Origin of the sequence: Flavonifractor sp. HCP28S3_F3 (genome assembly GCF_052065355.1) — a bacterium.
Taxonomy (GTDB): Bacteria; Bacillota; Clostridia; order Oscillospirales; family Oscillospiraceae; genus Flavonifractor.
Genome location: NZ_JBQHUF010000001.1, coordinates 478,137 through 502,068, shown reverse-complemented (window position 1 = coordinate 502,068; position 23,932 = coordinate 478,137). Strand labels below are relative to the sequence as shown.

Below are 23,932 nucleotides of genomic sequence, written 5' to 3'. Positions count from 1 at the left end.
CTAGTCGCCTCCTTTCAGCGGGAAATGACAGCAGACCACATGCCCGTCGCCGACAGACTGCTCAGTGGGCACTTGGGTGCGGCAGATTTCCTGACAGTACTTGCACCGGGGCGCAAAATAACACCCGTTCGGCAGATCCAGCATGCTGGGCACCATGCCCGGAATGGATTCCAAGCGCTCCTGTTCCTCCGCCATGCGGGGAATAGAGTTGAGCAAACCAACCGTATAGGGGTGGCTAGCACGGCGAATCACATCATCTCTGGATCCGCTTTCCACGATTTTGCCGCAGTACATCACGATGATCCGGTCAGCCATCTGAGATACGACGGCCAGATCGTGGGTAATAAGGATCAAAGAGGCGTTCTGCTCCTTTACCAGGCGGTCCATCAGCTTCAGGATCTGTGCCTGGATGGTAACGTCCAGGGCCGTCGTGGGCTCATCAGCAATGATCAGCTTGGGATTGGCAGCCAGAGCGATTGCAATGATCACGCGCTGGCGCATACCGCCGGAAAACTGATGGGGATAGCTTTTCAGGCGGTCCTCCGGGTTGGGTATGCCCACCATCCGCAGCAGTTCAATGCAGCGCTCCCGCTTCTCTTTCTTGGACATGCCCTTCTGGTGCAGATCCAGCATTTCTGTGATCTGCTTTTCAATGGTGTAGAGCGGATTGAGAGAGGTCATGGGGTCCTGGAACACCATGGAGATGTCCTTGCCCCGAATCTTCATCATTTCCTTTTCACTCTTGCGGCTGATATCCTCACCGTTGAAATAGATGTGCTCGGACTGAACCACTCCGGGACTCTCTACCAGCTTCAGGATGGAAAAGCTGGTCACGGATTTTCCGCTGCCCGACTCGCCGACGATTCCGAGGACCTGACCTTCGTCCAGCGAAAAGCTGATGTCGTCCACAGCCTTGACCACGCCGCGAAAGGTGTGGAAATAGGTACGCAGATGTTCTACTTGCAGCAGTGTCTTTCCCACAATTTCCACTCCTTTACTTCAGTTTGGGATTGAACTCGTCTCTCAGGAAGTCACCCAGCAGATTGATCCCGAAGACCAGCAGCATGATGTAGACGCCCGGCAGGACTGCGATCCACCAGTAGCCGCTGAACAACACGTCGAATCCGTTTTTGACCAACATGCCCAGAGACGGCTCAGTCACCGGGACGCCGACACCCAGGAAGGAAAGGGTGGCCTCAGAAAGGATAAGTCCGCCCACCTTCATGGTGGAGAGAACGATAATGGTGGTAGCGACATTGGGGAGCACATGCCGGAGCATGATCAGCGGATTGGGCAGACCGATAACTCTGGCCGCGTCCACATATTCGATCTGTTTGACGGAGAGGACTTCCGCCCGCACCGTGCGGATATAACTGACACAGCCAAGAATGGTGAAAACGATCAGCAGTTTATCTACGCCTCGACCGAACATGGTCATGATGAAAAGTGCGATCAGAATATCCGGAAAGGACAGCAGGATATCCGCAAGACGCATAATGACCGCATCCACTTTCCCGCCGAAATAGCCGGCGATCAGGCCCAGGGTAATACCCACGGCACACGCAAGCAGGGTACCCACTACGCCGATAAACAGTGAAATCCGGCTGCCGTAGATGAGCAGGCTCAACATATCACGGCCCTGGCTGTCCGTACCCAGAAGGAACCGGGCGTCACCGCCTTCAAGCCATGCTGGAGGCTTATAGGAATCGATCAGGGAAAGTCCGGCCACATCATAGGGGTCCTGAGGCGCGAACAGGGGTCCGAAGACAGCGATAAGCAGAATCAGAACCACGATCACGGTACCGATTATGGCCGAGACATTGTGCCGGTAATTGAAGAAAAACTCTGAGCGGAGGAATTTTTTCAGCGCACCGTCCCGGACGGCCTCTATCTGTTTTCTTTGTTCACTCATAGCGCATCACCTAAGCTCGATTCTGGGATCGATTATCGTGTAGAGCAGATCGACCACAAAGTTGATGAACACGAACAGCACGGTCGTCAGGCACAGGTAAGCCACGATCACCGGCCGATCCACCGAGTTGATGGAATCGATCAGCAGCTTTCCCAGACCGGGCCAGGAAAAGATGGTCTCGGTTACAGTGGTAAAGGCGATCAGGGAACCGATCTCCATGCCGAATACCGTAATGACCGGGATAAGAGCGTTTTTCAGAGCATGGCCAAACAAAACATTCCGCGTGGAGACACCTTTGGCGCGCGCGAATTTAATGTAATCCTGGCGCATGTTTTCCATCACGCCGGCTCTGGTCAGACGAACCAGAGAGGCAATATTGGTAACCGAGAGCGTTACGGCGGGAAGGATGATATATTTCAGACCACCCTGTACGAACAGGCTGAATTTCATACCAAGGAATGTGGCGGTTGGCCCTCGCCCCGATGACGGCAGCCAGCCCAAAAGCAGCGAGAAGACAAAAATCAGCACAATGCCAATGAAAAATGTGGGCAGTGAAATGCCCAGAATGGACCCGCCCATGATCAGAGAACTGGATTTCCGCTTTGGGAAGGCGCCTGCATATACGCCCAGCGGAATGGAAATGACCAGCGCCAGAATCACGGATACAAACACCAGCTCCAGGGTGGCCGGCGCCCGCTGCAGAATCAGGCCCAGGACATCCTCCTTATATATGTAGGAATTTCCGAAATCCCCACGTATGGCGTCAGATACAAATGTGATATACTGCTCCCATATCGGCTTGTTCAGTCCCAGCATCTCGCGTACCTGCTCCCGCACCTCAGGCGGCGCTTTGGGTGAGACGATCATGTTGACCGGGTCACCAATGCAGTTGGCCAGTATAAATACCAGAATAGAGGAGATCAAAAGGGTGATCACCATCTGGAACAGCCGCTTTAAAATGTATTTAACCACGGAATCACCTCTACCAGTCGGAAACGACCCATTCAGCTGCCTTGTAAGAAGGAAGGGGAGGAGATTTGGCTTCCCTCCCCTTCCTGGTGCACAGAATCAGAATTCAAAATCCCATGCCATAATATTGTCGCCCGCACGGGGGGTATAGGTAATGCCTTCCCGGACGCCATAGATCTGATCCTTGAAGAACAGAGGTACATAGCCGGCTTCCTCACGGGAAATCGCGTCAGCCTGCTTTACCAGCTCGGCACGCTTGTCCATATCCTTCTCAATGGACGCCTGAGCCAGAAGCTCATCAACCTCGGCATTGCTGTAATGGCCGTTGTTGCCCTCGCCCACACCGTCGCCATAGGAGTGGATCATGTCGTTGAGGATGACCATGCCCTCACCGGAGGTATCGCTCCAGCCGCCGATGAAGCAGGAGGACTGCAGATCTTCCGGATTCACCTTCTCATAGAAGGAGGCGCGGGGCAGCAGGTTGACTTCCACGGTGATACCTACCTTGCCCAGATAGCTGGCGATAGCCTGGGCTACCTGATCGGCGTTGAAATCGCTGTCGCTGCGGGCATCGATACGCAGATTGAAGCCGTCGGCATAGCCAGCCTCCTCCAGCAGCTGCTTGGCGTAGTCGGGATCATAAGCAGGACGCTCCATCTCAGGGTCATAACCCACACAGATTTCCGGCATATAGGAGCTGGCCACGGTAGCATAACCGTTGAGGACCGTATCAATGATGGTGTCAATGTCGATTGCGTGATAGATGGCCTGACGCACCTTCACGTTCATCAGCGGGTTGGGATCATCGGTGCCGGCAGAACCGGTCTCGTGATACTGGTCAAAGCCCATATAGGTGCAGGACAGGCTGGGGGCGGTGACGACCTGGATGCCCTCGGCGTTCTCCAGACGCTCCACGTCCATAACAGGAATGTTGCTGATAAAGTCCACTTCGCCGTTGAGAAGCGCGGTGGTACGGGTGGCGGCGTTGGTGATCACACGGAATTCCACGGTCTCGGCATCAGGCAGCTCGCCCCAGTACTCATCGTTACGCTCCAGCTTGATGCTGGACTCCTTCACATGTTCCACCAGACGGTAACGGCCGGTACCCACGGGATTGGCGGAGATCTCCTCGGGAGTCAGACCCTCGCAGGTTTCCTTGTCCAGCATCATAATCATGCTCAGACTGCCGGAAAACACAGGATAGGGGATCTTGGTCACCAGCTGCACGGTGTAATCATCGATCTTCTTGACTTCCTTGAGCCGCATCAGGTAAACGCCCATCTCCAGGGTGGGGTCGTTCATAATGCGTTCCAGGCTGAACACCACGTCGTCAGCGTTGAAATCATTGCCGTTGGAGAACTTCACGCCCTGACGGAGCTTGAATTCCCAGGTCACGCCGTCGTCCAGGATCTCCCAGCTCTCAGCCAGGCCGGGGATACGCTCCAGATCAGTGGTATAGTCCACCAGGGGATCATACAGGTGAGCCGCGATCTGCTGCTCGGCGGAGCTGTCCTTCACGGCGGGGTCCAGGGAAACCACGTCGTTGACAACACCGATTACCAGGCTTTTCTTTTCGGCCTCACCACCGCTGGTTTCCGTGCCGGGCTGCTGGCTGTTTTCACCACTGGGGGAATCCGGCTGACAGCCGGTCAGTGACAGCGTCAGGAGCATGGCTCCCGCCAGCAACAGAGATGTCATTCTTTTCTTCATTTTGGGACCTCCTTTTTCCTTTCTTTTCTCGTTTCCTGCTCTTTCTTATCTAAGCCTGCCCCCTTGCAAGCAAAATAAGACCTTTTTGCGGCAATCACAAAACAAATTTCGCTATTTACTTTTGCTCTATATTGCGTTAAAATATCTATGATAAAAAATTATACATTTGTGATAATTAAATGTCAATACTTGTTTCGACACTTTTGCAACTTGTTGGAAAATGGATTTGAAAGGGGATGTGCGTGCAATGAAGTTCTATATGCTGTGCGACATTGAAGGGGTGGCCGGGCTGTCCTGCTGGGATGAGGCCAGGCCGTCAGGCAGCCTGTACCCTGCCATGGCCCGGGAAATGAGCCTGGAAGCGGCCTGCGTGGCCGAAAGCCTGCTGAAGTGCGGTGAGCACCAGATTGTGATCGAAGATGCACATGGGGACGGGCGGAACATCGACTGCAGCCTGCTGCCGCCTCAGGCAACCCTGCTGCGCGGCCTGACCCACGAGATTTTCGGCAAGACAGGGCTTTTCGACGAATCGTTCGACGGCGTTCTGATGGTTGGATTCCACGATGCCGCCTCGTCTCCTCACAACCCCACCTCACACACCATGGTCAGCTCCCGGATCTTTCAGCTGAAGGTAAACGGGGCCATTTGGGGTGAATTTGAAATGTTCGCTTATGCCGCCGCCTATCGCGGCGTACCCACGCTGTTTGTCAGCGGCGATGACGGTGTGTGCGCCGCGGCGGAGCGTCAGATCCCTTCTGTGGTCACAGTACCCACCAAAACAGGATATGGGTATGGTGTCCTGACAAAAACGCCGGAAGCCGTGCAGGCTCAGCTGGCCGAGCAGGCGAAAAAAATCCCGGATGCCGCAGGTAAGATCAAGCCGCTTCCCCTTCCGGAACACTTCCATGTGGAGGTAACCTATCATCATCATTACGATGCCTACGGCTGTTCCCATTATCCGGGAGCCGTACTAGTCTCCCCCACCACGCTGACATTTGATACCGACGATTACGGCGAGGTCCTTCGCTTCTTCTACTTTGTGTTTTGAAAGGCTGTGAAGTGACATGCCAGACATTGCCTATCAATATCGAGGCGGCCTGGTGGACCAGATCCACTGGGGCCATATCGTAGCAGCCGACCACAGCGGAAAGATCCTGTGGTACTGGGGTGATCCCACCAGGGTCATCTTTGCCAGATCTGCCGCCAAACCGATACAGGCCATTCCGGTGGTGGAGAGCGGCGCCGCCGAAGCCTTCGGTATCACAGATGATGAGCTTGCAGTAATCTGTGCATCCCATAACGGTGAGCCGGTCCATATTCAGGCTGTGGCGCGCATCCTGGAAAAGGCCGGATTAAGTGCCGATTCCCTGCGGTGCGGCGCGGAATATCCGATGTATGTTCCGGCAGAGGACGCATTGAAAAAAGCCGGAGAGCCAAGAAGGCCGATTTATTGTGACTGTTCTGGCAAGCATGCCGGAATGCTGCTCACCGCCCGGCATCTGGGCGAGTCTTTGGACAGTTATGATCAGCCGGAACACCCTGTACAAAAGCGCATTACCTCTACGATTCTGGATGTGTGCGGGACTGGCCCGGAGGAGCTGAGCACAGCCATCGACGGCTGCGGTGTTCCGGTCCACGCCCTCCCTCTTTACCGCTTTGCACAGGGGTATGCCAGAATGTCCATGCCGGACCTCTTCCCTGCCGGGCGTGCGCAGGCTGTCCGGCGGATCACCGGAGCCATGACCGCCAATCCCTATATGGTAGCAGGCGCTGAACGGATCTGTACGTATCTGATGGAACATTTTGGAGACCGGCTGTTCTGCAAGTCCGGGGCCAGTGCATTCTATGCCATTGGTCTGAAATGCCGGGGAATCGGAATTGCAGTCAAGCTGGAAGATGGAGCCTCCTCTCTCATACCCTATGTACTCCTCCGCGTTCTGTATTCGATGGAGGTCATTTCTGCCGATGAGTTGGCGGGTCTGACGGAATATCAGGATATGAACATTTACAACAACCACCATACCCCGGTGGGCCGAACAGAGCTGGTCTTCCATCTCCAGCCCGGAGAAAGCGGGAACTGAGAAAGGAGCGGTGTGCCAATGGGAAAGGACCTTACCAAAGGGTCCGAGTGGCGGCAGCTGCTTGGTTTCGCGCTCCCGATGATGGGCGCTCAGCTGCTGCAGGTAACATATTCCATGGTGGATGCCATCGTCGTGGGAAACTTCGTCAGTGCTGCCGCACTTGGTGCCGTCAGCGTACCCGGGCCTATTATTTGGATCGCCAGCGCCATCGCATCCGGCATGGGTACCGGCACCAACATTATTGTGGCCCAGTATGTGGGCGCAGAAAAGCACAAGGAAATCCGTTCTGCCGTGGTTACATCCATTCTGTTTTGCGGCATCCTGGGTGCTGCGCTCAGCATGATCTGCACGCTGCTCTCCGGGCCCATTGTTCATTCCTTCCTGCAAACGCCACTGGAGATGCAGCAGAATGCCGTGACCTATCTGGCCATTTACAGCATAGGCTTCTTCTTTCAGATGCTGTATCAGGTCTTTTATGGAATAACTCGGGCGTTTGGAGACTCGAAGGCATCCCTGCTTTTCCTGATGGTGGCAGCTCTGCTGAATCTGATCCTGGATCTGGGATTTATTATTGTACTGGATTGGGGGGTGGCAGGAGCGGCGCTGGCTTCTGTTATCGCTCAGGTCGGCTCTGCGGCTGCGGCATTCCTCTACCTAACGGTAAAATACCCCTCTGTTTCTCCCGTGGCAAGCCGGGCCAGGCTGGACAAGCAGCAGCTTGCCCTGATCATGCGTGTCAGTCTCCCGGTCACGTTTCAGATGGTGGTCCAGTCTGCCGGCTTTCTCCTGCTTCAGCGTATGGTCAACTCCTTTGGACCGGCCAGCATCGAAGGGTTCGCGGCTATGGGAAAGACAGAGGAACTGATGCACATCCCCATCATCTGCATCTCCACGGCTCTGGCCTCCTTTGTCGGGCAAAATATGGGCGCCCAGCAGGTGGAACGGGCTGAGCGGGGGATCCGATTTGCTTTGTATGGGATGCTGCTGCTTTCCGTCGTCCTGGGCGGAGTCATGCTGCTGTGTGACCAGTACATTCTGAGGCTGTTTAATATCACAGGCGATTCTTTGCTCCGTGGAAAAGAGCATATGGATGTCATGTGCCTTCTCCTGCCGGTGTTTACTGCCAATCGGGTGCTCAATGGCGCCCTTCAGGGTGCGGGAGATGTCCGCATTCCGGTTATATCCAGCTTTACCGACCTGACGCTCCGCCTGGTATGTACTGCCGTCCTTTCACTGACTCCGGTAGCATTTCGGGCTGTCTACCTGAGTACGCCGCCAGCATGGATCGCGGCTTGTCTGATTACGGTACTCCGGTTCCGCCAGGGACACTGGAAACATGTTCATATGATTGCTTAAACATTGGACTTCTTCACTTTCCAGAGCGTGGCCACGGTATCTGAAAATATTTAAGCGTAAAAAAATACTAGTGAACCGACCTAATAAACCGGTTCACTAGTATTCCTTTTATCAGAGGCTTGTCCATCTCCATTCCGGTCTGTCTGTATAGTTGAGGCGGTACGGCTAGCCAAGGAGAAAATGGACCAGAAAAACGTCTACTATACCAATCCCGCATTTGACACCAAGGCATAAAAACTGCCGGGGAGGCCTTGCCGCCTCCCCGGCATTCTTTTAACCATCCAGTTCCATGGCAAACAGGGCCGCACCCAAAGCACCATTGAGCTGTGCCTGGTCGGAGATCCGCAGTTCCGCCCCCAGCTTCCGCTGGATGGCCTGGGCCACACCTTGATTCTTGGACACGCCGCCGGTCATCATGTAGACCGGTTCACCGCCGATCCGGCGGCAGAGGGCATAGGTCTTGGAGGCCACCGACTCGTTCAGGCCGTGGATGATATCCGCCCGGGACTTGTTCTGAGCAATGAGAGAGACCACCTCCGACTCGGCGAACACCGTGCACATACTGGAAATGGTGATTTCCTCCTTCCAGTTCAGTCCGGCGGTGCTCATTTCATCCATGGAGAGCTCCAGCGTGCGAGCCATCAGCTCCAGGAACCGTCCGGTTCCGGCAGCACACTTGTCGTTCATGACGAAGTTGACCACATTTCCCTGCTCGTCCACCCGGATTACCTTGCTGTCCTGTCCGCCAATGTCGATGATGGTGCGCACCTCCGGATCCAGGAAGTGGGCACCTTTGGCATGGCAGGTAATCTCAGTAATGGACTTGTCTCCCTGCTGAATCGCGCTCCGTCCATAGCCGGTGGTGACGGTGGCAGAGATATCCTCCATTTTCAGGCCCGCCTGTTCCAGCGCCTGTTCCAGCGCCCGCTCGGCGCCAGCAGCGGCTCCCGCACCGGTAGGCAGAATTACCTGGGCCACAATATGCTTGTCTTTGTCCAGAATCGCCACATCTGTGCTGGTAGAACCGCTGTCGATACCTACATAGTATCCGTTCCCGTTCATTTGTTTCGTACCTCTTCTCTGTTCCTGGGGTGTCAGACTCTCGGCAAAGGCCTCCAGCCGAGTACGCAGCTGCCCGCTGCTCTGAAGGGTATAGTCCGACTCCACCTTCAGCATGGGCACACTCAGCTCCCGCCGCAGCTGGGAGTATTCAAATCCGTAATAGTCGCAGAACTTTACGGTGTGGTAGATGACCCCTTGAAGATGGGGATCCTGATAGAGACGTTTCCGCCCAGCGGCATCCGTCATGCGCATACACGGCAGCTGTCCCAGTAGTTCCCCAGCATACCAATCCATCAGTTCGTCCATTCCGGTCAGATCGTCCGGCGGCGGACAAACGCTCCGGTTGTGTACGCAGGTATCGTTGCGCACGGGCAGAGGCATGGTCTGTTTCATCAGATCAAAGAGATCGTCCCCTACCCGGCCGCCCAGAACACTGAGATAGGGCTCTGAAGGGCGGGAAACCGGATGGAATACCTCACGAAAGCGCTGAAGCTGGAACTGAGTCCCCTTATAGGCCGCATATGCTTTTGCCAGCCGCAGCAGCTCTCGCTTGGTCTTTTCTCTGGCGCAGGCGTCTACACAGTGGAGCATGTCCATCATAAAGAGAAAATCCAGCTTTCCGTGAGCCAGCAGCACGTCGTAGGCGCTGCGAATGGTGTCACAACAGTTGACCAACACCAGCTCCTTGACCTTACCCTCCATACAGGCCTCAATAACGGCCTTGCCAAATCCACAGAGGTTGGGGTGGCTCACCTCGTCGCTGAGATCAAAGTTCTCCGGCATATAGTCCAGCACCTGACAGTCGCCGCCCAAGGCCTCCAGCAGTTCCACGGGGGTGTATTTACAGATATACCAGGTGGTACTCATACCCCTTCCCCCCTTTCCGCACGAAGCATCTCCACAAAGGCGTCCATACGGGTGGCCAGTTGGCCTTCGCCGCCGTGGCTGCGGTCGCAGCCGTCTCCGTCCAGCACCAGACAGGGCAGACCGGCCGCCTCGAACTGCTCCTTGGCCAGCTGTGCACCGCCCAGAGTGTGCTTACAGCCCCAGTGACAGAACCACACCACGCCGTCAGCCTTCACCTGACGGGCGGCTTCGATGCCCCGCTGGATGCGCCGGGTCACCGGCCCGTTGAAGGCGGAGTATACCACCCGCCGGGCCATGGCGTCATAGGGGTCTGAGGGATCGGCTTTGACAAAACCCTCAAAACACATGTCGCAGGCCACCACCTGCACCTCGGGATTAAAGTCGGTTACCCGACGGAGTGGCTCCACCCAGAAGGGTGTGGTGTGCATCCACAGCAGACGAACACCAGAAGCCGGGGGTGCACCGGAGATCTCCTTCAGACACTGGCTGGTATATGCCTCCGTTTCCGGCGTGCCCAGCAGCGTGTGGAGCGTAAAGGCGGAGAACATTTCCCCAGTCAGCTCTCCCAGGATCTTTTTATCGGCCCGAAGAGTCATATACTCGTTAAACTGGTCCATGCTGCGTTGACTGCGCGCCACCGCTTCGCTGAGCTGATCATCCGAGATCCGACGGCCTGTTTGCTTCTCCACAAAGCGGATCATCTCACGAAGCTGGTCCGCCACATAGCGCACCCCATCCTCATTGGGCTCATAGGGCACATCCACTACAAACTGCGGTACCTGAAAATACTCCGCCATGCGCCGGAAGGTGAGCAGATTGGCATCGCAGGCCAAGGTAGTGTTCAGGATGAAGCGAGGCTTGGGCATCAGGCCTTTTTCCGCCGCTCCGATAAAAATCTTGTGATAGGAACAGAAGGTCTCAGGCAATCCCTCACTCTCGGCGTAGTGCAGGAACTCCTGCTCTGCCTGGGTACCGGCCAAAAAGCAGCCAAATCCTTCGCAGGAGTATGGGTGCAGTCCCACTACTTGGAGCGGCTCACAGGGCAGGAACAAACTGACCATGGCAGCCCGCTCGGGTTGGGCCAGAGGTGCAATCATGGAGGTCATGGTCTGAACTGCTGCCATCTGGGCCGCCTTTGTAGTGTATTTTCCGGGTGCGGCCATAAGCTGAAGCTTTTTGGCGCGATAGCCGAAGCGTAGCAGACGGCGGGCTGCCAAGGGGTTTTTACGGCACTCCTTCTGTACGATCTCTCCAAACAGGGTAACGATATCTCCCATGGTTGTCCTTCTTCCTTAAGGTTTGCAGGTTCCGCAGGGAGAGTACCCCTGATCGAGCAGGTCCTGACGGGAACCAGTATAGTCCTGGCGGTTGGCTGGGCTCATACTCTCTACGCCAGAACAGGTAGGCAGGTGAAATTTCATGGAATTGGTATTGAGCACATAATGCTCCTCTTCAACCGCCGTTGTTTCAGTAGGTGACTCTGTAGGCTGAGAATCCGTCTCCAGCCAGCTGTCTCCGGTGGCGTAGTCGATAGCCACTCCAGGCTGAACATTGTAGACATAGACACAGAAACGTACCCCCTGGCCATTGTCCTCCACGCTCTCTGCCTCCATCACCACACCGCTGGCCAGCAGGTTCTGACCTTCGTAAATGGGCGTCACCCGGTAGAGCACATGGTTGTCCGTCTCCTGCACATAATCAGCCACCTGGTCCTCAAAGGGGAGCATGCCCTCCACGTTGAGATAACGGGTGCCGGTAATGAGGTTTTCCTCATTGGCGTTTTCACCTGCCAGCTGATAGCCAATCAGATGACAGCGGTTGTAGAGATATTTGCCGTCCACACAGTCGTACTTGACTGTGTGCCACCCGGAAGGCTTAACCTGGCCAATACTTCCCCGCTCCTCGGTGGGCATCAGATCGATGCCGATATTGGCATAGGCTGTCCCACAGCGGCCCAATTCATCCAGCGGGCTGTAGGTCTCAAAGGAATTGGTGGTAAAATCCTCCTCCGGGAAGTCCGGCTGATTCTCGTTGAGGATCACATAAGGCTCTCCGGAATAGTCCGGCAGATCGTCCAACGTATAGGACGGAGCAGAAACGGAGGTGGTGAGGGATTCACAGCCGCACAGCAGCGTGCAGAGCACAGTCAGAATGAGAAACCAGGCACGGGCTCGTTTCATGGAAGTAACCTCTTTTCCTAGGGATTCCTGAGCATTATAGCACATCGGGCAGCGGCGTGACAAACCAAAATAAAGTACCGGCCTGCTATAGCAGACCGGCACTTTGCCTATTGACCGTCCGATGTGCAGTATTCGTGTTTCAGAACACGCATCAGCGCGTACAGCCTGGGGTCTTTCAGAGAGTATCTGACATACTGGCCCTGCTTTTCAGCCTGAACAAGTCCGCCTTCCTTCAGGCGGTGGAGGTGCTGAGACAGGGCAGGCGCGGTGATATTGGGTACCTCCGCTGCCAACTCACCTACCGTCATAGGTCCCTCCATCAGGGCGCACAATAGGAGCAGGCGGTTTTCATTGGCAAGCTGCGCCATCAATTCCGAGATAGTTCTGGCCTGTGCCCGCATGGTATCATCTTTCATTTGCTGCACCCCCCACAGGAAGAGCAGCCGTTCCCGCAGACGGCCTGTTTCGGTTTCCCTGCCCGCAGACGGCAGATCAGCTGGGTCATAGTGCCCATGGGACAGAACACGCACCAGCTTCTCGGTTTGAACAGGACCATCACGATCAAACCAATCAGGGTAGAGGTAAGCATGATGCTGTAAAAACCAAAGGCGTACTGTGCTACCCAGGGAGCGAACAGCGTACCATGGTAGGCCCAGTGCCAGGGCAGACGGAAGGTCCAGAACAACTTGACGAACTGCCCCAGGTTCTGTGCCCCAGCGCCTACCAGGTAAGTGGTCCACAGCATCTGAAAGAACATGATGAAGAAAAAGATCAGAAAACCGTACCGGAATACTGGGGAGCGCATCCAGTGAGGGGTGGGTTTGTTTCGGGAGAGCTTCAGACGTCCGCCCAGCAGACCCAGGAACTGGCCTCGATCACAGTAGCGGTTGCAGTAGAGCTTGCTTCCACCAAAGATAGCGATAAGCAGTGGCAGACAGAAAAAGAGCATCCCCAGCCAGGCGAACAGGATGTTGAAGAAGCCAAGCCCCAGATAGATGGGAGTCACGATCCAGAGATAGTCATACCAATGCTTTTTCCTGTTCATGCCTGCTCCTCCCGCTCCATCAGAGAAATAGTGCCCGCCGGACACTCTTTCACGCATTTTCCGCAGCCCACGCAACGAACGCAATCCACTTGAGCCGTTACACCCCGCCACACGGCGATGGCAGACATAGGACAGACCTTCACACAACAGCCGCAGGCCACACAGTAAGCTGGATCTACCAGAGCAAAGCGCTTGGATGACATAGATGGATCCTCCAATAATTAAGTAATTAAGCAATTACTAATATATCAAAATAGAATATGGTTTGCAAGCCTTTTTTGTCGGTCTCCGCTGCGTGGATTGCGGTTTTTTTAAGATCCTTCTATAATAGGAACGAGGTGAACGACATGGACTATATGAAAATAGGGGCGTCTATCCGGCAGCTGCGTCGGGAACGAGCGTTGACCCAAAAGCAGCTGGCCGACGGGCTCCACGTCAGCCATAAGACCGTTTCCAAATGGGAGTGCGGGCAGGGCTGCCCGGATCCCGCTCTGTGGGAGGGATTGGCCGATTTATTAGGAGCAGACCTGCTCAAGCTGCTTCAGGGAGAACTGAGTGCTAACCGTCCGGACCCGGGCAATATGGCCAAGGTCCGTTTTTATGTCTGCCCCGTGTGTGGGAATCTGCTGACAAGTACAGGCGACTGTGGTATCTTCTGCTGCGGCCGAAAATTGGAGCCGCTCTCCCCTGCTGCCGAACCAGAACAGTTAAACGTGAAAGTGGAAGAAATGGACCTGGACTACTACATTTCCTGGGATCATCCTATGCAAAAGGACCACTTTTTGCGCTTTGCCGCTTATGTTCAGGACGACCGGGTGCTGCTCATCCGGCTTTATCCCGAACAGGAACCAGCGGTGCGTATCCCTGCCAGCCGACGGGATGGTATGCTCTATTTATACTGCACCAGGCACGGACTGCAAAAACATAAACTAAAATTCTAAAAAACAGCCCCGGAAGCATTTGCTTCCGGGGCTGTTTTTATTCGGAGAGCAGCTTCATCAGCTCATCCTCTGTCAATACAGGAATGCCCAAGTCATTGGCCTTTTTCAGCTTGGAGCCAGCGGCCTCACCTGCCACTACATAGCTGGTCTTTTTGGAGACCGAACCAGAGACCTTGCCGCCCTGAGCTTCAATAAGGGCGGCGGCTTCTTTCCGGTCCATTGTAGGCAGTGTGCCGGTGAGAACGAAGGTCTTGCCTGCCAGCCTGTCCCCAACCGGAGCCTCAGTACTGTCAAAAGATACCCCGGCCTCCCGAAGGGTTCGGATGAGATGCTGGCTCTGGTCATTGGCAAACCAGTCCAACAGACTTTTTGCCGTGATGCCGCCGATATCAGGCACAGCGGTCAGATCCTCTTCTGTGGCGGTCATCAGGGCATCCAGGGTACCGAATCGGGCAGCCAGTACCTTGCCTGCCTTTTGACCCACCTGCCGGATGCCGAAGGCAAACAGCAGACGGCCCAGACCGGCGGACTTGGATTTCTCGATGGCGGTCATCAGATTCTCCGCGCTCTTTTTGCCCATCCGCTCCAGAAGTTCTACGTCTCCGGCATGCAGCTGGTACAGGTCTCCGGGACCCTTTACCAGCCCGGCACCCACCAGGCTCTCTACCACAGCAGGTCCTAGGCCCTCAATGTCCATGGCATCCCGGCTGGCAAAGTGGACGATGTGCCGCAGTCGCTGAGCAGGACACTCGGCGCCGGTGCAGCGGATATGTGCTCCGTCCTCGTCACGGGCCACCGGAGCGCCGCATACCGGGCAGTGGTCGGGCAGATGGTAAGGTACCGTGCCCTCCGGGCGCTTCTCCTTCAGAACAGATACGATCTCTGGGATGATCTCCCCCGCCTTCTGTACCAGCACCGTATCACCAATGCGGATATCCTTCTCGGTGATGAAATCCTGATTATGAAGCGTGGCGTTGGTGACAGTTGTTCCTGCAAGGCGAACAGCCTTTACAACCGCTTTGGGCGTGAGAACGCCGGTCCTGCCTACCTGAACCACAATGTCTTCTACTACGCTCTCCTTCTGCTCGGGTGGGTACTTGTAGGCCGCCGCCCAACGGGGAAATTTGGCGGTGGAGCCGAGAACCTCACGTTCTGCAAGGTTATTTACCTTTACGACTGTGCCGTCAATATCAAAGGGAAATTCCTCCCGGCTGTCCCCCATGGCGGCGATGCGCTCCGCAGCCTCCTGAATCGTGGAACAACTGTAATGTGGAATCACTTTAAAGCGCTGCTCCTGCAAGTACTTCAGGGTTTCTGTATGAGTGGTAAAGGTTTTTCCCTCCGCCCACTGAATATTGAACACTCGGATATCCAGTTTGCGAGAAGCGGCGATCTTGGGGTCCAGCTGCCGCAGGGAACCGGCGGCAGCGTTGCGGGGATTGGCAAAGAGAGCTTCCCCCTTCAGTTCCCGGTCGGCGTTAAGCTGTTCGAAGATTTTTTTGGGCATGAATACCTCGCCGCGAACAATGAGGGATGGCAAAGCCTCCGGCAGACGCAGCGGGATGGAAGGAATGGTCTTGAGGTTTTCCGTTACGTCCTCTCCTACCTGTCCATCACCCCGAGTAGCACCTCGGATAAACAATCCGTTTTCATATTCCAGAGCCACAGAAAGTCCGTCCACCTTAGGCTCCACATCGTACTCCACACCAGCCGCTAGGGTCTCACGTACCCGTTGGTCGAAGTCACTCAGCTCTTCAAAGGAGAATACATCCTGAAGACTCTCCAGGGGGACCCGGTGGTGAACCTCAGAAAAACCATCGGCTACCTTGCCGCCCACCCGCTGGGTAGGCGAATCAGGCGTCACCAGCTCCGGATATTTGGCCTCTAGCTCCTCCAGGCGGCGGAGCTTATGGTCAAAGTCGTAGTCGGACATGCTGGGATTATCCAGCACATAGTACTCATAATTGGCCTGCTCCAGTTCCCGGCGCAGGTTTTGAATCTCCTGTTTCTCGTCCATAGCGGACCTCCACTTGGAATTTTCGGGTCAAATTTGGCACCATTTTACCCAGAAGCAGGGCCAACAGCCCGCCCAGGAAGGCACCTGAACTATTCAGGATCAAATCGTCAACATCGGTAGACCGGCCAGCAAATAGCTGCAGAAACTCTATGGAAAAGGAACTGCAAAAACCCACCAGCAGGCCTTTCCACCATTTGGGACGGCGCCACAGCAGGTTCGGGAAAAAGCCCATTGGCAGGAAAATGAGGGCGTTGGCCATCATCATATAAAGCCCCCACTCACCAAGAGTGATGTCTGTCCGAAACAGGGTCGGCATCCATTGGATATTGGAAACAGACTGGGACAGCGGAATGAACGGCCACAGCACCCCCGAGCCGGAGAACGCATCCTGCCAGTGACGCATAGTCCAGAAACCTGAGGGAAATACGGTGAGGGACGCTAGGCCTGTACAGAACATCACAAAGAGGAACAGGGCCGTCTCACGGATCTTACCGCTGCTCAGATGGTTTTCATGCAGCTTTCTTTGGCGGGCGGGCAGCAGGATCAAAAATACGGCCCCTCCGATCACCATGCAGGGCAGCATTTCCGCAATATAGTCCAGAGTGATTTCCCAATACCACAGCAGTGTATCCATTGTACATTCCCCCTTTTCCCTCATTGTAGCAGAAAGAAAAGGGCGGTATCTGTGCCTTCCCTTGTAAATTTCTTGCGATTTTCTTACGAGCCAACCGAAGGCATCTCCAGATAGGTGTCAGGTACCTGTCCAAGCAGTAAAGTCTCCGCCACGCATACCTCTGCGCTCACCTGGGTCTCCGTCTTTCCGCCAGGTATAAGGAGGGTGATGTCAACCTGTACGTCCAGCATGACTTGGTGCAGGGTCTGGTTGATCCCTTCCGAGGTAAACACGTTTCGAAATTCCGCCGTGGGTGTGGCAGCTGCCAGAACCTGCACTGGCAGATCCGGTCCCCAATCGGAGGCGGTGGACAGTCCCGTTATGCTGCCCAGGGGAATCCCCAGATCCTCGCTGTTCAGGGAATCCACTTTCGCCAGTACAGTCTGCAGGATCTGGTTGCGCAGGGCGTTCATCTTGGCAGAATTCGTGGAGAGAAGGGTTACCTGTCCGTTGCTATCCCGCTCTAGACTCACCAGGTCTTGATAAGCTACAGCCTCCGCCGACAGGGTCTCCATCACTGCATCATTGATGATGCCGATAACTACATTTTCTGTCTTTGCCTGGGCCAGAGTGGTAACCACCGGCCGCAGAGCATTGTCAAGGGCGGCGATGGCCAGCAAAGCCAGCCCTACACCCAGAAGGGCCGACAACAGCAATCCCCTGCTTCGCCGAACAGCCGAACCTCGGTGCTTTACTTGCGGCATACGAAGCCAGGGACGGTACCTGGGTCTGGTCATAGCCTCACCTCCTATGGGAGGCTATGCAATACCTGCTTGCCCTTATGCCTGGGCGCGCAGCAGTTCCTCCACCGCCAGCATGATCCCTGCCTTGCCGCTCTCATAGGTCAGACCACCCTGGAAATAGGCGGTGTAAGGCTCCCGCATGGGGGCGTCACAGGACAGTTCAATGGAGGCACCCTGAATAAAGGCACCTGCTGCCATGATGACGGGACAGTCGTAGCCCGGCATATCCCAAGGCTCCGGGGTCACATAGGAGTCCACCGGAGCGCCGAACTGGATACCCTTGCAGAATTTTTTCAAAGGCTCGGGATCGCCAAAATGGATCATCTGGATAATGTCGTGGCGCACCGCGTCAGAGGCCGGGTCCACCTGATAGCCAAGCAGCTCCATCATGCGGGCGGCAAAAACAGCTGTTTTCACCGCCTGAGCGGTGGTATGGGGGGCAAGGAAAAGGCCTTGATAGAGACTGCGATTGCTGCCAAAGGTGGAGCCGCACTCTTTGCCGATGCCGGGGGTGGTGAGCCGCATGGCCGCGCCTTCTACCAGATCATGCCGCCCAGCGATGTAGCCTCCTGTAGGGGCCAGACCGCCGCCGGGGTTCTTAATGAGAGAGCCCACCACCAGATCGGCACCCACCTGGGTGGGTTCGACGGTCTCCACAAATTCACCGTAGCAGTTGTCGACCAGCACCGCTGCATTGGGATTGTTGTCCTTGACCACCTTGGCCAGTTCTCCGATCTTGGCCACGGACAGAGAGTCCCGGGTGGCATAGCCGCGGGAGCGCTGGATCAGCACGGCCTTTACTCGGGGATCCTTTACCGCCTCCGCCAATCCCACAGGGTCGGGAGCATTGTCAACCAGATCTACTTGTCTATACTCGATTCCGTAGCTTTTCAGAGAGCCAGGACCCTTGTCCACTACGCCGATGACCCCCAGCATGGTGTCGTAGGGAGCACCCACAGCGGATACCAGAACATCCCCCGGCTTCAGTGCTCCAAACAGGGCGCAAGAGATGGCATGGGTGCCGTTGACGAACTGTACCCGCACCAGTGCGTCCTCTGTATGGAACAGATCTGCAAAGATCAGGTCCAGGGTGTCCCGCCCCAGATCGTCATAGCCATAACCAGTGGTTCCTGCAAAGTGTGCCTCAGATACCCGGTGCTTCTGGAAGGCGGCCAGCACTTTGGCAGTATTCTCCTCCGCGATGGCATCGATACGGTCAAATTGAGGACGGATATTAGCCTGGGCCTGAGCAGCCAGGGCTTTCACTTTATCACTTATCTGTAAAGACATATTCCTTTAACCTTCCTGATATCTCTATATTTCTTAATCCAGCTTGGCCTGGGCAAAGGCCGCCGTCAGGTCGGCACAGGCCTTGATGTCATCCAGGTCAGCCATTTCCTGAGGGGTGTGGATATACCGGGTGGGAATGGAGATACCGCCGGTATAAACGCCCGCCCGAGTCTGGTGGATGGCTCCGGCATCGGTGCCGCCAGCTTTCAGGATATCCTTCTGGGCGGCGATCCCTTGCTCTTTGGCCAGGGCCTCCAGCTTGGCTACCACTGACGGGTGGCAGATGACGGAACTGTCCATCACCTTGATGGCGGCACCCTTCCCTGCTACGCTGGAACACTCGTGAGGAGCGTCAGGGATATCGTCAGAATCGGTGACGTCCACGGCGATGCCGTAGTCCGGATCAATGCCGTAGGCAGCCGTGCGGGCGCCCCGGATGCCCACCTCCTCCTGAACGGTAAAGACAAAGTAGAGATCGTTTTCCGTCTCCTTCAGCTGTTCCATCGCCATCAGCAACACCACGCAGGCGATGCGGTCATCCAGATAAGGGGACACGATCCGGGAGCCGCTCACAAAGGCTGTGGTATCATAGACAGCGGTATCCCCCACCTGCACCATGGACTTGGCCTCCGCCTCGTCCCTGGCACCGATATCCAGGTAGAGGTCATCCAGCTTCATCTCCTTGGGGTCGGTCTTGCCCGGACAGGCTACCACACCCCGCACCCCATTCTTGAATCGGATAGGAGTACCCAGCACTTCATGCGCAGACAGGCCACCAATACGACCAAAGCGCAAAAAACCCTTTTCGTCAATATGGGTGACGATAAAACCGATGGAATCCATGTGGGCGGCAAACATGACCTTTTTGCCGCTTCCCTTCTTATGGCAGATCAGGTTACCAAGGGTATCGGTAGTGATTTCGTCTACAAAGGGAGCTGCCAGTTTTTCGATAGCCTGAGCCACCTGGCTCTCGTTGCCCGAGGGCCCATGACAGGCATTCAGCGCCTGCATTGTCGCTAAAATATCCATTTCTTAAACCTCCTTGGCCACATCGTGGATCAGCGCTCTTGCCAGAGCCAGCACCGCATCCAGATCGCTGACACAGGCCAGGCTGGCAGGTGCGTGGATATAGCGCACCGGTGCGGAGAGCACCGCGGTACGGACGCCGGCCTTGGTGCGCTGGATGGCGGAGGCGTCGTTGGAACCGGACACAAATTGCTTGAGCTGCCAGGGAATGTGCTTTTCCTCTGCCAGGGCCCGGAGTCGCTCAAACAGGCCGCGATCCGCAATGGAGCCGCGATCCATAAAGGTGAGTACCGCGCCCTTGCCCAAGGCGCACACCTTCTGATGAGGTGCGCTGTCCGGCAGGTCGGCGGCGGTGGTGCCTTCCACCACCAGGGCCAGCTCCGGCGTTACGGAAAAGGCCGCGCCGAAAGCGCCCCGGGTACCCACCTCCTCTTGAGCGGTAAAGACGAAGGTGCAGTCCATAGGCAGTTCTTCCTTTAACAGGGAAAGCAGTACCGCACAGCCGATCCGGTCATCCAGAGCCTTGCCTTTCAGCAGACCGTCGCCAAACAGTTCGGGCTGGGTGGTAAAGACTGCTACATCCCCCAGGCTGACCAGCTTTTCTGCTTCTTCCCTGTTCTTGGTGCCGATGTCGATATAATAGTCATCCAGCTTGGGAACGTTCTTTTCCTCGTCCCGGCTCACTAAATGGTAGGCCTTCAGCCCAATGATACCGGGAAGACGGTCAGGACCCACCAGCACCGGCTTGCCCAGCAATACCCGCCGGTCAATAGAGCCTACAGTGCTGAACTTCAGGTAGCCGTCATCCGTGATATGGCGGATCATCAGGCCTACTTCATCCATGTGAGCACATAGCAGCAGCTTGTTTCCTGCCGCCTTTGTACCCTTCTTGAACACGATCAGATTGCCCAGCGCGTCGGTACGGATCTCCTGGGCATAGGGTGCGGCCTCCGCATTCAGGAAGTCCCGCACCTCATCTTCCCAGCTGGACACGCCGCTGAGGGCGCTCAGTCTCATGACCAGGTCTTTCACAGCGGCCACTCCTTTCCCAGATCCTCAGTAAATGCTGCCAGCAGCTGGGCAGTCTGCTCCAGATCGCTGAGCGACAGAGTCTCAATGGGGGTATGCATATACTTCAGCGGCAGAGAAAGCACCGAAGTGGCCACGCCCTCCCGGCTGATCTGCATCTCCCAGCCGTTGGTGCCCGTGTGGCCGGACATAACCTCCTGCTGGTAGGGAATTTTCCTTTCCGTTGCCTTGTCCAGCATGCGTTTGGTCATCCAGCGCGTCATATTGGGACCCACGCCGATGGCCGGACCACCGCCCAAGGTAAAGGTTTTATCTGCGGGCCCGTCAGGGGTGCGGCCATGGGTCACGTCCACCGCCACGCAGCAGTCAGGCTGTACCGACCAGGTACCTACCGTGGCACCTGCCCCGGAAACCTCTTCCCGGGTGGAGCCCATTACATATACGTCCACGTCCAACTGCTTATCCGCCAGCAGCTCCATAGCTCGCAGCAGGACGGCAAAGCAGGAACGGTCGTCCATGGCCTTGCCGCACATCTGCTCTGCTCCCAGGGCAAAGCAGCTGCCCCGGTACACCACCGGAGTACCCACAGGGATTCTGGTCTCTGCCTGCTCCTGGGACAGACCTACGTCGATACGCAGGTCTGCAATAGGAATGGACTTATTCTCCGCGTCTCCATCGTGGAGATGGGGCGGCTGACAGGCCACCACACCGGGCATGGGTGGCTGGGTCAGGACCCATAGCTCTCGGCCGGGCAGCATCCGGGGGTCCACTCCGCCAATGGAGCGAAAGCGCAGGAAACCGTCTTCTACGCCGGTGACCAGCAGGCCGATCTCGTCCAGATGGGCGTCCAGCAGCAGCTTTTTGGCCCCAGGACGGCCACAGCGGCGGACACCGATCACATTCCCCATCCGGTCAATACTGACTTCGTCCACCAGCGGCTCCAGCAGCCGGGAGGCCGTCTGGGCTGCCGGTCCCTCAAACCCGGAGGGAGCTGTGCATCCGCACAGCTCCTCCAGGATCTTTTTGATATCCAACAGAATGTTCACTCCTTCATGATGTTACGACAGACCATAGATGATCTTCTTAAAAGCAGCGCCCCGCTCCATAAAGTTCTTAAACTTATCAAAAGAGGCACAGGCGGGAGACAGGATCACTACATCCCCTGGCTTGGCCGCCCGATGGGCCGCCAGCACGGCCTCCTCAAAATCGTCGATCACTGTGATGGGAAGCTGGGCAGGATCATATCCAGGTGCCCCTTCCACCGCAGCACGGATCTTGGCGGAGGTATCGCCTGTCAGGAACAGTTCCTTGACATGTTCTATAACTTCAGGGCCAAGCACGTCAAAGGGGATGTGCTTATCATAGCCGCCTGCAATCAGAATGACTTTTTGCTGGAAGGAGCGTAGACCGGCGATGGTGCGGGACGGGCTGGATGCGATGGAGTCGTTATAATATTTAACACCGTTCAGGGTACGTACCAGCTCGATCCGGTGCTCCACACCGGCAAACTTTGCCGCGAACTCCCGGATCACCTGGTCAGGAATCAGACCGTCCAGAGCGGCAATGGCAGCCATGTAGTTCTCCACGTTGTGGTCACCGGGCAGCAGGATATCCGCCACCGGCAGAACAGGCCGTTCGTGCATGGCGTTGCGCACCCAGATGACACCGTCCTTGAGGAATACGCCCTTTTCCAGCTCCTGACGACGGCTGAAGAAGGTCACGCGGCCCGGCGCTTCGGGGGCAAAGCTGCGGGTGATCTCGTTGTCTTGGTTGAGCACCAGCAGGCCCTCGGATCCCTGATGGAGGAAAATATTCTTCTTGGCGTCCACGTACTCCTCCATGGACTTGTGTACGTCCAGGTGGTTGGGAGCCAGGTTGGTGACCACAGCGATATCAGGGCTGCGATCCATGGTCATCAGCTGGAAGGAGGACAGTTCCAGAACTGCCACATCTCCCTCCTCCATACCGTCCACATCGGGCAGCAGAGGTCTGCCGATATTTCCGCCTACGTATACCGTCTGTCCAGCTGCTTTCAGCAGTTCGGCGATAATGGTAGTAGTGGTGGTCTTGCCATCACTGCCTGTTACAGCGATGATCTTGCAGGGGCAGACCTGGAAAAATACCTCCATCTCAGAGGTGAGGATAGCCCCCCGCTGGAGGGCCTCCACCAGCTCGGGCAGATCGGGCCGCATACCCGGTGTGCGGAAGATGACCTCGAAATCCAAATCCTTCAGATAGTCAGGTCCCAGTTTGAGCGTGGCGCCCAGACTCTCCAGCTCCTCCGCCAGTCCGGCAAAGGATTCCTTGGCCTTCTTGTCGCAGGCGGTGACCTTTACTCCGGCCCGCAGCAGCATTTTGATCAGCGGGGTGTTGGACACGCCAATGCCGATAACGGCCACCCGCTTGCCCTTCAGTCCTGCCAGATATTCCTGTATGGTGGAACGCTTCATAACAGTTCCTCCCTTTTCATAGTTTAACCAATTTATTATATCCTACTTGAAGGGGAAATTCAATCAGGATCAGCTTTTCTCCATGGTCAAGATAAGTACCGAAATAGAAAACTCCGTTGGTTTGATGAAACATACCTAACCAGAGCGCCAGTCTTGCAAAAGACTGGAAAATATTATATGATAAAAACACAATATATTAGAGTAATTCTTCGTCTATGCGGAAAAGGAGGCGCTGTTATGGGAACATATGAAACTGTATTGACCGTCCTGTTTTTCGTGTTTGCCCTGCTTCTACTCATCAGCGGCGTCCGAACCTACGGGAGGGCCAGGAGTGCGGACGAAGGTTCTCGAAAAAAGGCGTTCCGTCATGCGGCACAGCCACTGCTGTTTGCGGTTATCTTCATTTCGGCTGCCCTTTGGATCCTAACCAGGGCTGGGTGGCTGATGCTCATCGTGTCCCTGATTGCAGCAGCGGCCATAGGGGTTTCCGTTGGAGGAGGCCTCGGCGAATTTATTCGGAAACAGTATTGAAGCGGGAGCGGCTTTTGATTTGACAATCGAGCAGGAATACGGTAAAATAC

At 55.9% G+C, this 23,932-nt stretch carries 23 protein-coding genes; 5 read left to right on the top strand and 18 right to left on the bottom strand.

Going from position 1 to position 23,932, the window contains the following annotated elements:
- The 4 genes from ACTNB1_RS02555 to ACTNB1_RS02540 all read right to left on the bottom strand — a co-directional run bounded on the left by ACTNB1_RS02555 (nt 1) and on the right by ACTNB1_RS02540 (nt 4,591).
- Nucleotides 1-981: an ABC transporter ATP-binding protein gene (locus tag ACTNB1_RS02555; RefSeq protein WP_441167700.1), complete on the bottom strand. Its 981-nt coding sequence runs from the start codon at nt 979-981 to the stop codon at nt 1-3.
- Nucleotides 982-994: 13 nt separating this feature from the next.
- Nucleotides 995-1,912, bottom strand: coding sequence for an ABC transporter permease (locus ACTNB1_RS02550; protein WP_441167699.1), 918 nt, complete (start codon nt 1,910-1,912; stop codon nt 995-997).
- Nucleotides 1,913-1,918: 6 nt separating this feature from the next.
- Nucleotides 1,919-2,884, bottom strand: a complete 966-nt coding sequence (locus ACTNB1_RS02545) for an ABC transporter permease (RefSeq protein WP_441167698.1) — start codon at nt 2,882-2,884, stop codon at nt 1,919-1,921.
- 96 nt (nt 2,885-2,980) lie between these two features.
- Nucleotides 2,981-4,591, bottom strand: coding sequence for an ABC transporter substrate-binding protein (locus ACTNB1_RS02540; RefSeq protein WP_441167697.1), 1,611 nt, complete (start codon nt 4,589-4,591; stop codon nt 2,981-2,983).
- A gap of 247 nt (nt 4,592-4,838) precedes the next feature.
- Between ACTNB1_RS02540 and ACTNB1_RS02535 the strand changes: the two genes are divergently transcribed.
- Genes ACTNB1_RS02535 through ACTNB1_RS02525 form a run of 3 tightly spaced genes read left to right on the top strand, consistent with a single transcriptional unit; the run spans nt 4,839 to nt 8,028 of the window.
- On the top strand, nt 4,839-5,639 hold the full coding sequence (locus ACTNB1_RS02535; RefSeq protein WP_441167696.1) for a M55 family metallopeptidase: 801 nt from the start codon (nt 4,839-4,841) through the stop codon (nt 5,637-5,639).
- 16 nt (nt 5,640-5,655) lie between these two features.
- The gene (locus ACTNB1_RS02530; RefSeq protein WP_441167695.1) at nt 5,656-6,672 is read left to right on the top strand and encodes an asparaginase; all 1,017 of its coding nucleotides are present in this window, start codon (nt 5,656-5,658) and stop codon (nt 6,670-6,672) included.
- An 18-nt stretch (nt 6,673-6,690) separates the two neighbouring features.
- Nucleotides 6,691-8,028, top strand: a complete 1,338-nt coding sequence (locus ACTNB1_RS02525) for an MATE family efflux transporter (protein WP_441167694.1) — start codon at nt 6,691-6,693, stop codon at nt 8,026-8,028.
- Nucleotides 8,029-8,301: 273 nt separating this feature from the next.
- On the opposite strand, the gene ACTNB1_RS02520 is transcribed toward ACTNB1_RS02525, so the two are convergent.
- The 6 genes from ACTNB1_RS02520 to ACTNB1_RS02495 all read right to left on the bottom strand — a co-directional run bounded on the left by ACTNB1_RS02520 (nt 8,302) and on the right by ACTNB1_RS02495 (nt 13,385).
- Nucleotides 8,302-9,957: an acyl-CoA dehydratase activase gene (locus ACTNB1_RS02520; protein ID WP_441167693.1), complete on the bottom strand. Its 1,656-nt coding sequence runs from the start codon at nt 9,955-9,957 to the stop codon at nt 8,302-8,304.
- Nucleotides 9,954-11,234, bottom strand: a complete 1,281-nt coding sequence (locus tag ACTNB1_RS02515) for a 2-hydroxyacyl-CoA dehydratase subunit D (RefSeq protein ID WP_441167692.1) — start codon at nt 11,232-11,234, stop codon at nt 9,954-9,956. Before ACTNB1_RS02515 ends, ACTNB1_RS02520 begins: the two co-directional genes overlap by 4 nt.
- 15 nt (nt 11,235-11,249) lie before the next feature.
- Complete coding sequence (locus tag ACTNB1_RS02510) at nt 11,250-12,137, bottom strand: DNA/RNA non-specific endonuclease (protein ID WP_441167691.1); 888 nt, start codon at nt 12,135-12,137, stop codon at nt 11,250-11,252.
- A gap of 107 nt (nt 12,138-12,244) precedes the next feature.
- Nucleotides 12,245-12,553, bottom strand: coding sequence for an ArsR/SmtB family transcription factor (locus tag ACTNB1_RS02505; RefSeq protein ID WP_441167690.1), 309 nt, complete (start codon nt 12,551-12,553; stop codon nt 12,245-12,247).
- Nucleotides 12,550-13,182 (bottom strand): 4Fe-4S binding protein, encoded by a 633-nt coding sequence (locus tag ACTNB1_RS02500; protein WP_441167689.1) that lies wholly within the window; start codon nt 13,180-13,182, stop codon nt 12,550-12,552. Before ACTNB1_RS02500 ends, ACTNB1_RS02505 begins: the two co-directional genes overlap by 4 nt.
- Nucleotides 13,179-13,385 carry a 4Fe-4S dicluster domain-containing protein gene (locus ACTNB1_RS02495; protein ID WP_441167688.1) on the bottom strand — a complete coding sequence of 69 codons (207 nt, stop codon included), beginning with the start codon at nt 13,383-13,385 and terminating at the stop codon, nt 13,179-13,181. Before ACTNB1_RS02495 ends, ACTNB1_RS02500 begins: the two co-directional genes overlap by 4 nt.
- A gap of 144 nt (nt 13,386-13,529) precedes the next feature.
- Between ACTNB1_RS02495 and ACTNB1_RS02490 the strand changes: the two genes are divergently transcribed.
- Nucleotides 13,530-14,123: a helix-turn-helix domain-containing protein gene (locus ACTNB1_RS02490; protein ID WP_441167687.1), complete on the top strand. Its 594-nt coding sequence runs from the start codon at nt 13,530-13,532 to the stop codon at nt 14,121-14,123.
- Between the two features lie 37 nt (nt 14,124-14,160).
- On the opposite strand, the gene ligA is transcribed toward ACTNB1_RS02490, so the two are convergent.
- The 8 genes from ligA to murD all read right to left on the bottom strand — a co-directional run bounded on the left by ligA (nt 14,161) and on the right by murD (nt 23,351).
- Nucleotides 14,161-16,140, bottom strand: coding sequence for an NAD-dependent DNA ligase LigA (gene ligA, locus ACTNB1_RS02485; protein WP_441167686.1), 1,980 nt, complete (start codon nt 16,138-16,140; stop codon nt 14,161-14,163).
- Complete coding sequence (locus tag ACTNB1_RS02480) at nt 16,082-16,774, bottom strand: VanZ family protein (protein WP_441167685.1); 693 nt, start codon at nt 16,772-16,774, stop codon at nt 16,082-16,084. The genes ligA and ACTNB1_RS02480 overlap by 59 nt, the downstream gene beginning before the upstream one ends.
- 83 nt (nt 16,775-16,857) lie before the next feature.
- A complete protein-coding gene (yunB, locus tag ACTNB1_RS02475) occupies nt 16,858-17,550 on the bottom strand; it encodes a sporulation protein YunB (RefSeq protein WP_441167684.1) in 693 nt (230 codons plus the stop codon).
- A 42-nt stretch (nt 17,551-17,592) separates the two neighbouring features.
- Entirely contained in the window at nt 17,593-18,846 is a 1,254-nt protein-coding gene (locus ACTNB1_RS02470; RefSeq protein WP_441167683.1) for an aminotransferase class I/II-fold pyridoxal phosphate-dependent enzyme, read from the bottom strand.
- Between the two features lie 33 nt (nt 18,847-18,879).
- The gene (locus ACTNB1_RS02465) at nt 18,880-19,875 is read right to left on the bottom strand and encodes a M42 family metallopeptidase (protein WP_441167682.1); all 996 of its coding nucleotides are present in this window, start codon (nt 19,873-19,875) and stop codon (nt 18,880-18,882) included.
- A gap of 3 nt (nt 19,876-19,878) precedes the next feature.
- Nucleotides 19,879-20,904, bottom strand: coding sequence for a M42 family metallopeptidase (locus tag ACTNB1_RS02460; protein ID WP_441167681.1), 1,026 nt, complete (start codon nt 20,902-20,904; stop codon nt 19,879-19,881).
- Nucleotides 20,901-21,935, bottom strand: a complete 1,035-nt coding sequence (locus ACTNB1_RS02455; protein ID WP_441167680.1) for a M42 family peptidase — start codon at nt 21,933-21,935, stop codon at nt 20,901-20,903. The genes ACTNB1_RS02460 and ACTNB1_RS02455 overlap by 4 nt, the downstream gene beginning before the upstream one ends.
- 24 nt (nt 21,936-21,959) lie before the next feature.
- Nucleotides 21,960-23,351 (bottom strand): UDP-N-acetylmuramoyl-L-alanine--D-glutamate ligase, encoded by a 1,392-nt coding sequence (murD, locus tag ACTNB1_RS02450; protein WP_441167679.1) that lies wholly within the window; start codon nt 23,349-23,351, stop codon nt 21,960-21,962.
- A 237-nt stretch (nt 23,352-23,588) separates the two neighbouring features.
- Here murD and ACTNB1_RS02445 point away from each other — a divergent pair, with 237 nt between their 5' ends.
- Complete coding sequence (locus ACTNB1_RS02445) at nt 23,589-23,882, top strand: hypothetical protein (RefSeq protein ID WP_441167678.1); 294 nt, start codon at nt 23,589-23,591, stop codon at nt 23,880-23,882.
- Nucleotides 23,883-23,932 lie beyond the last annotated feature (50 nt).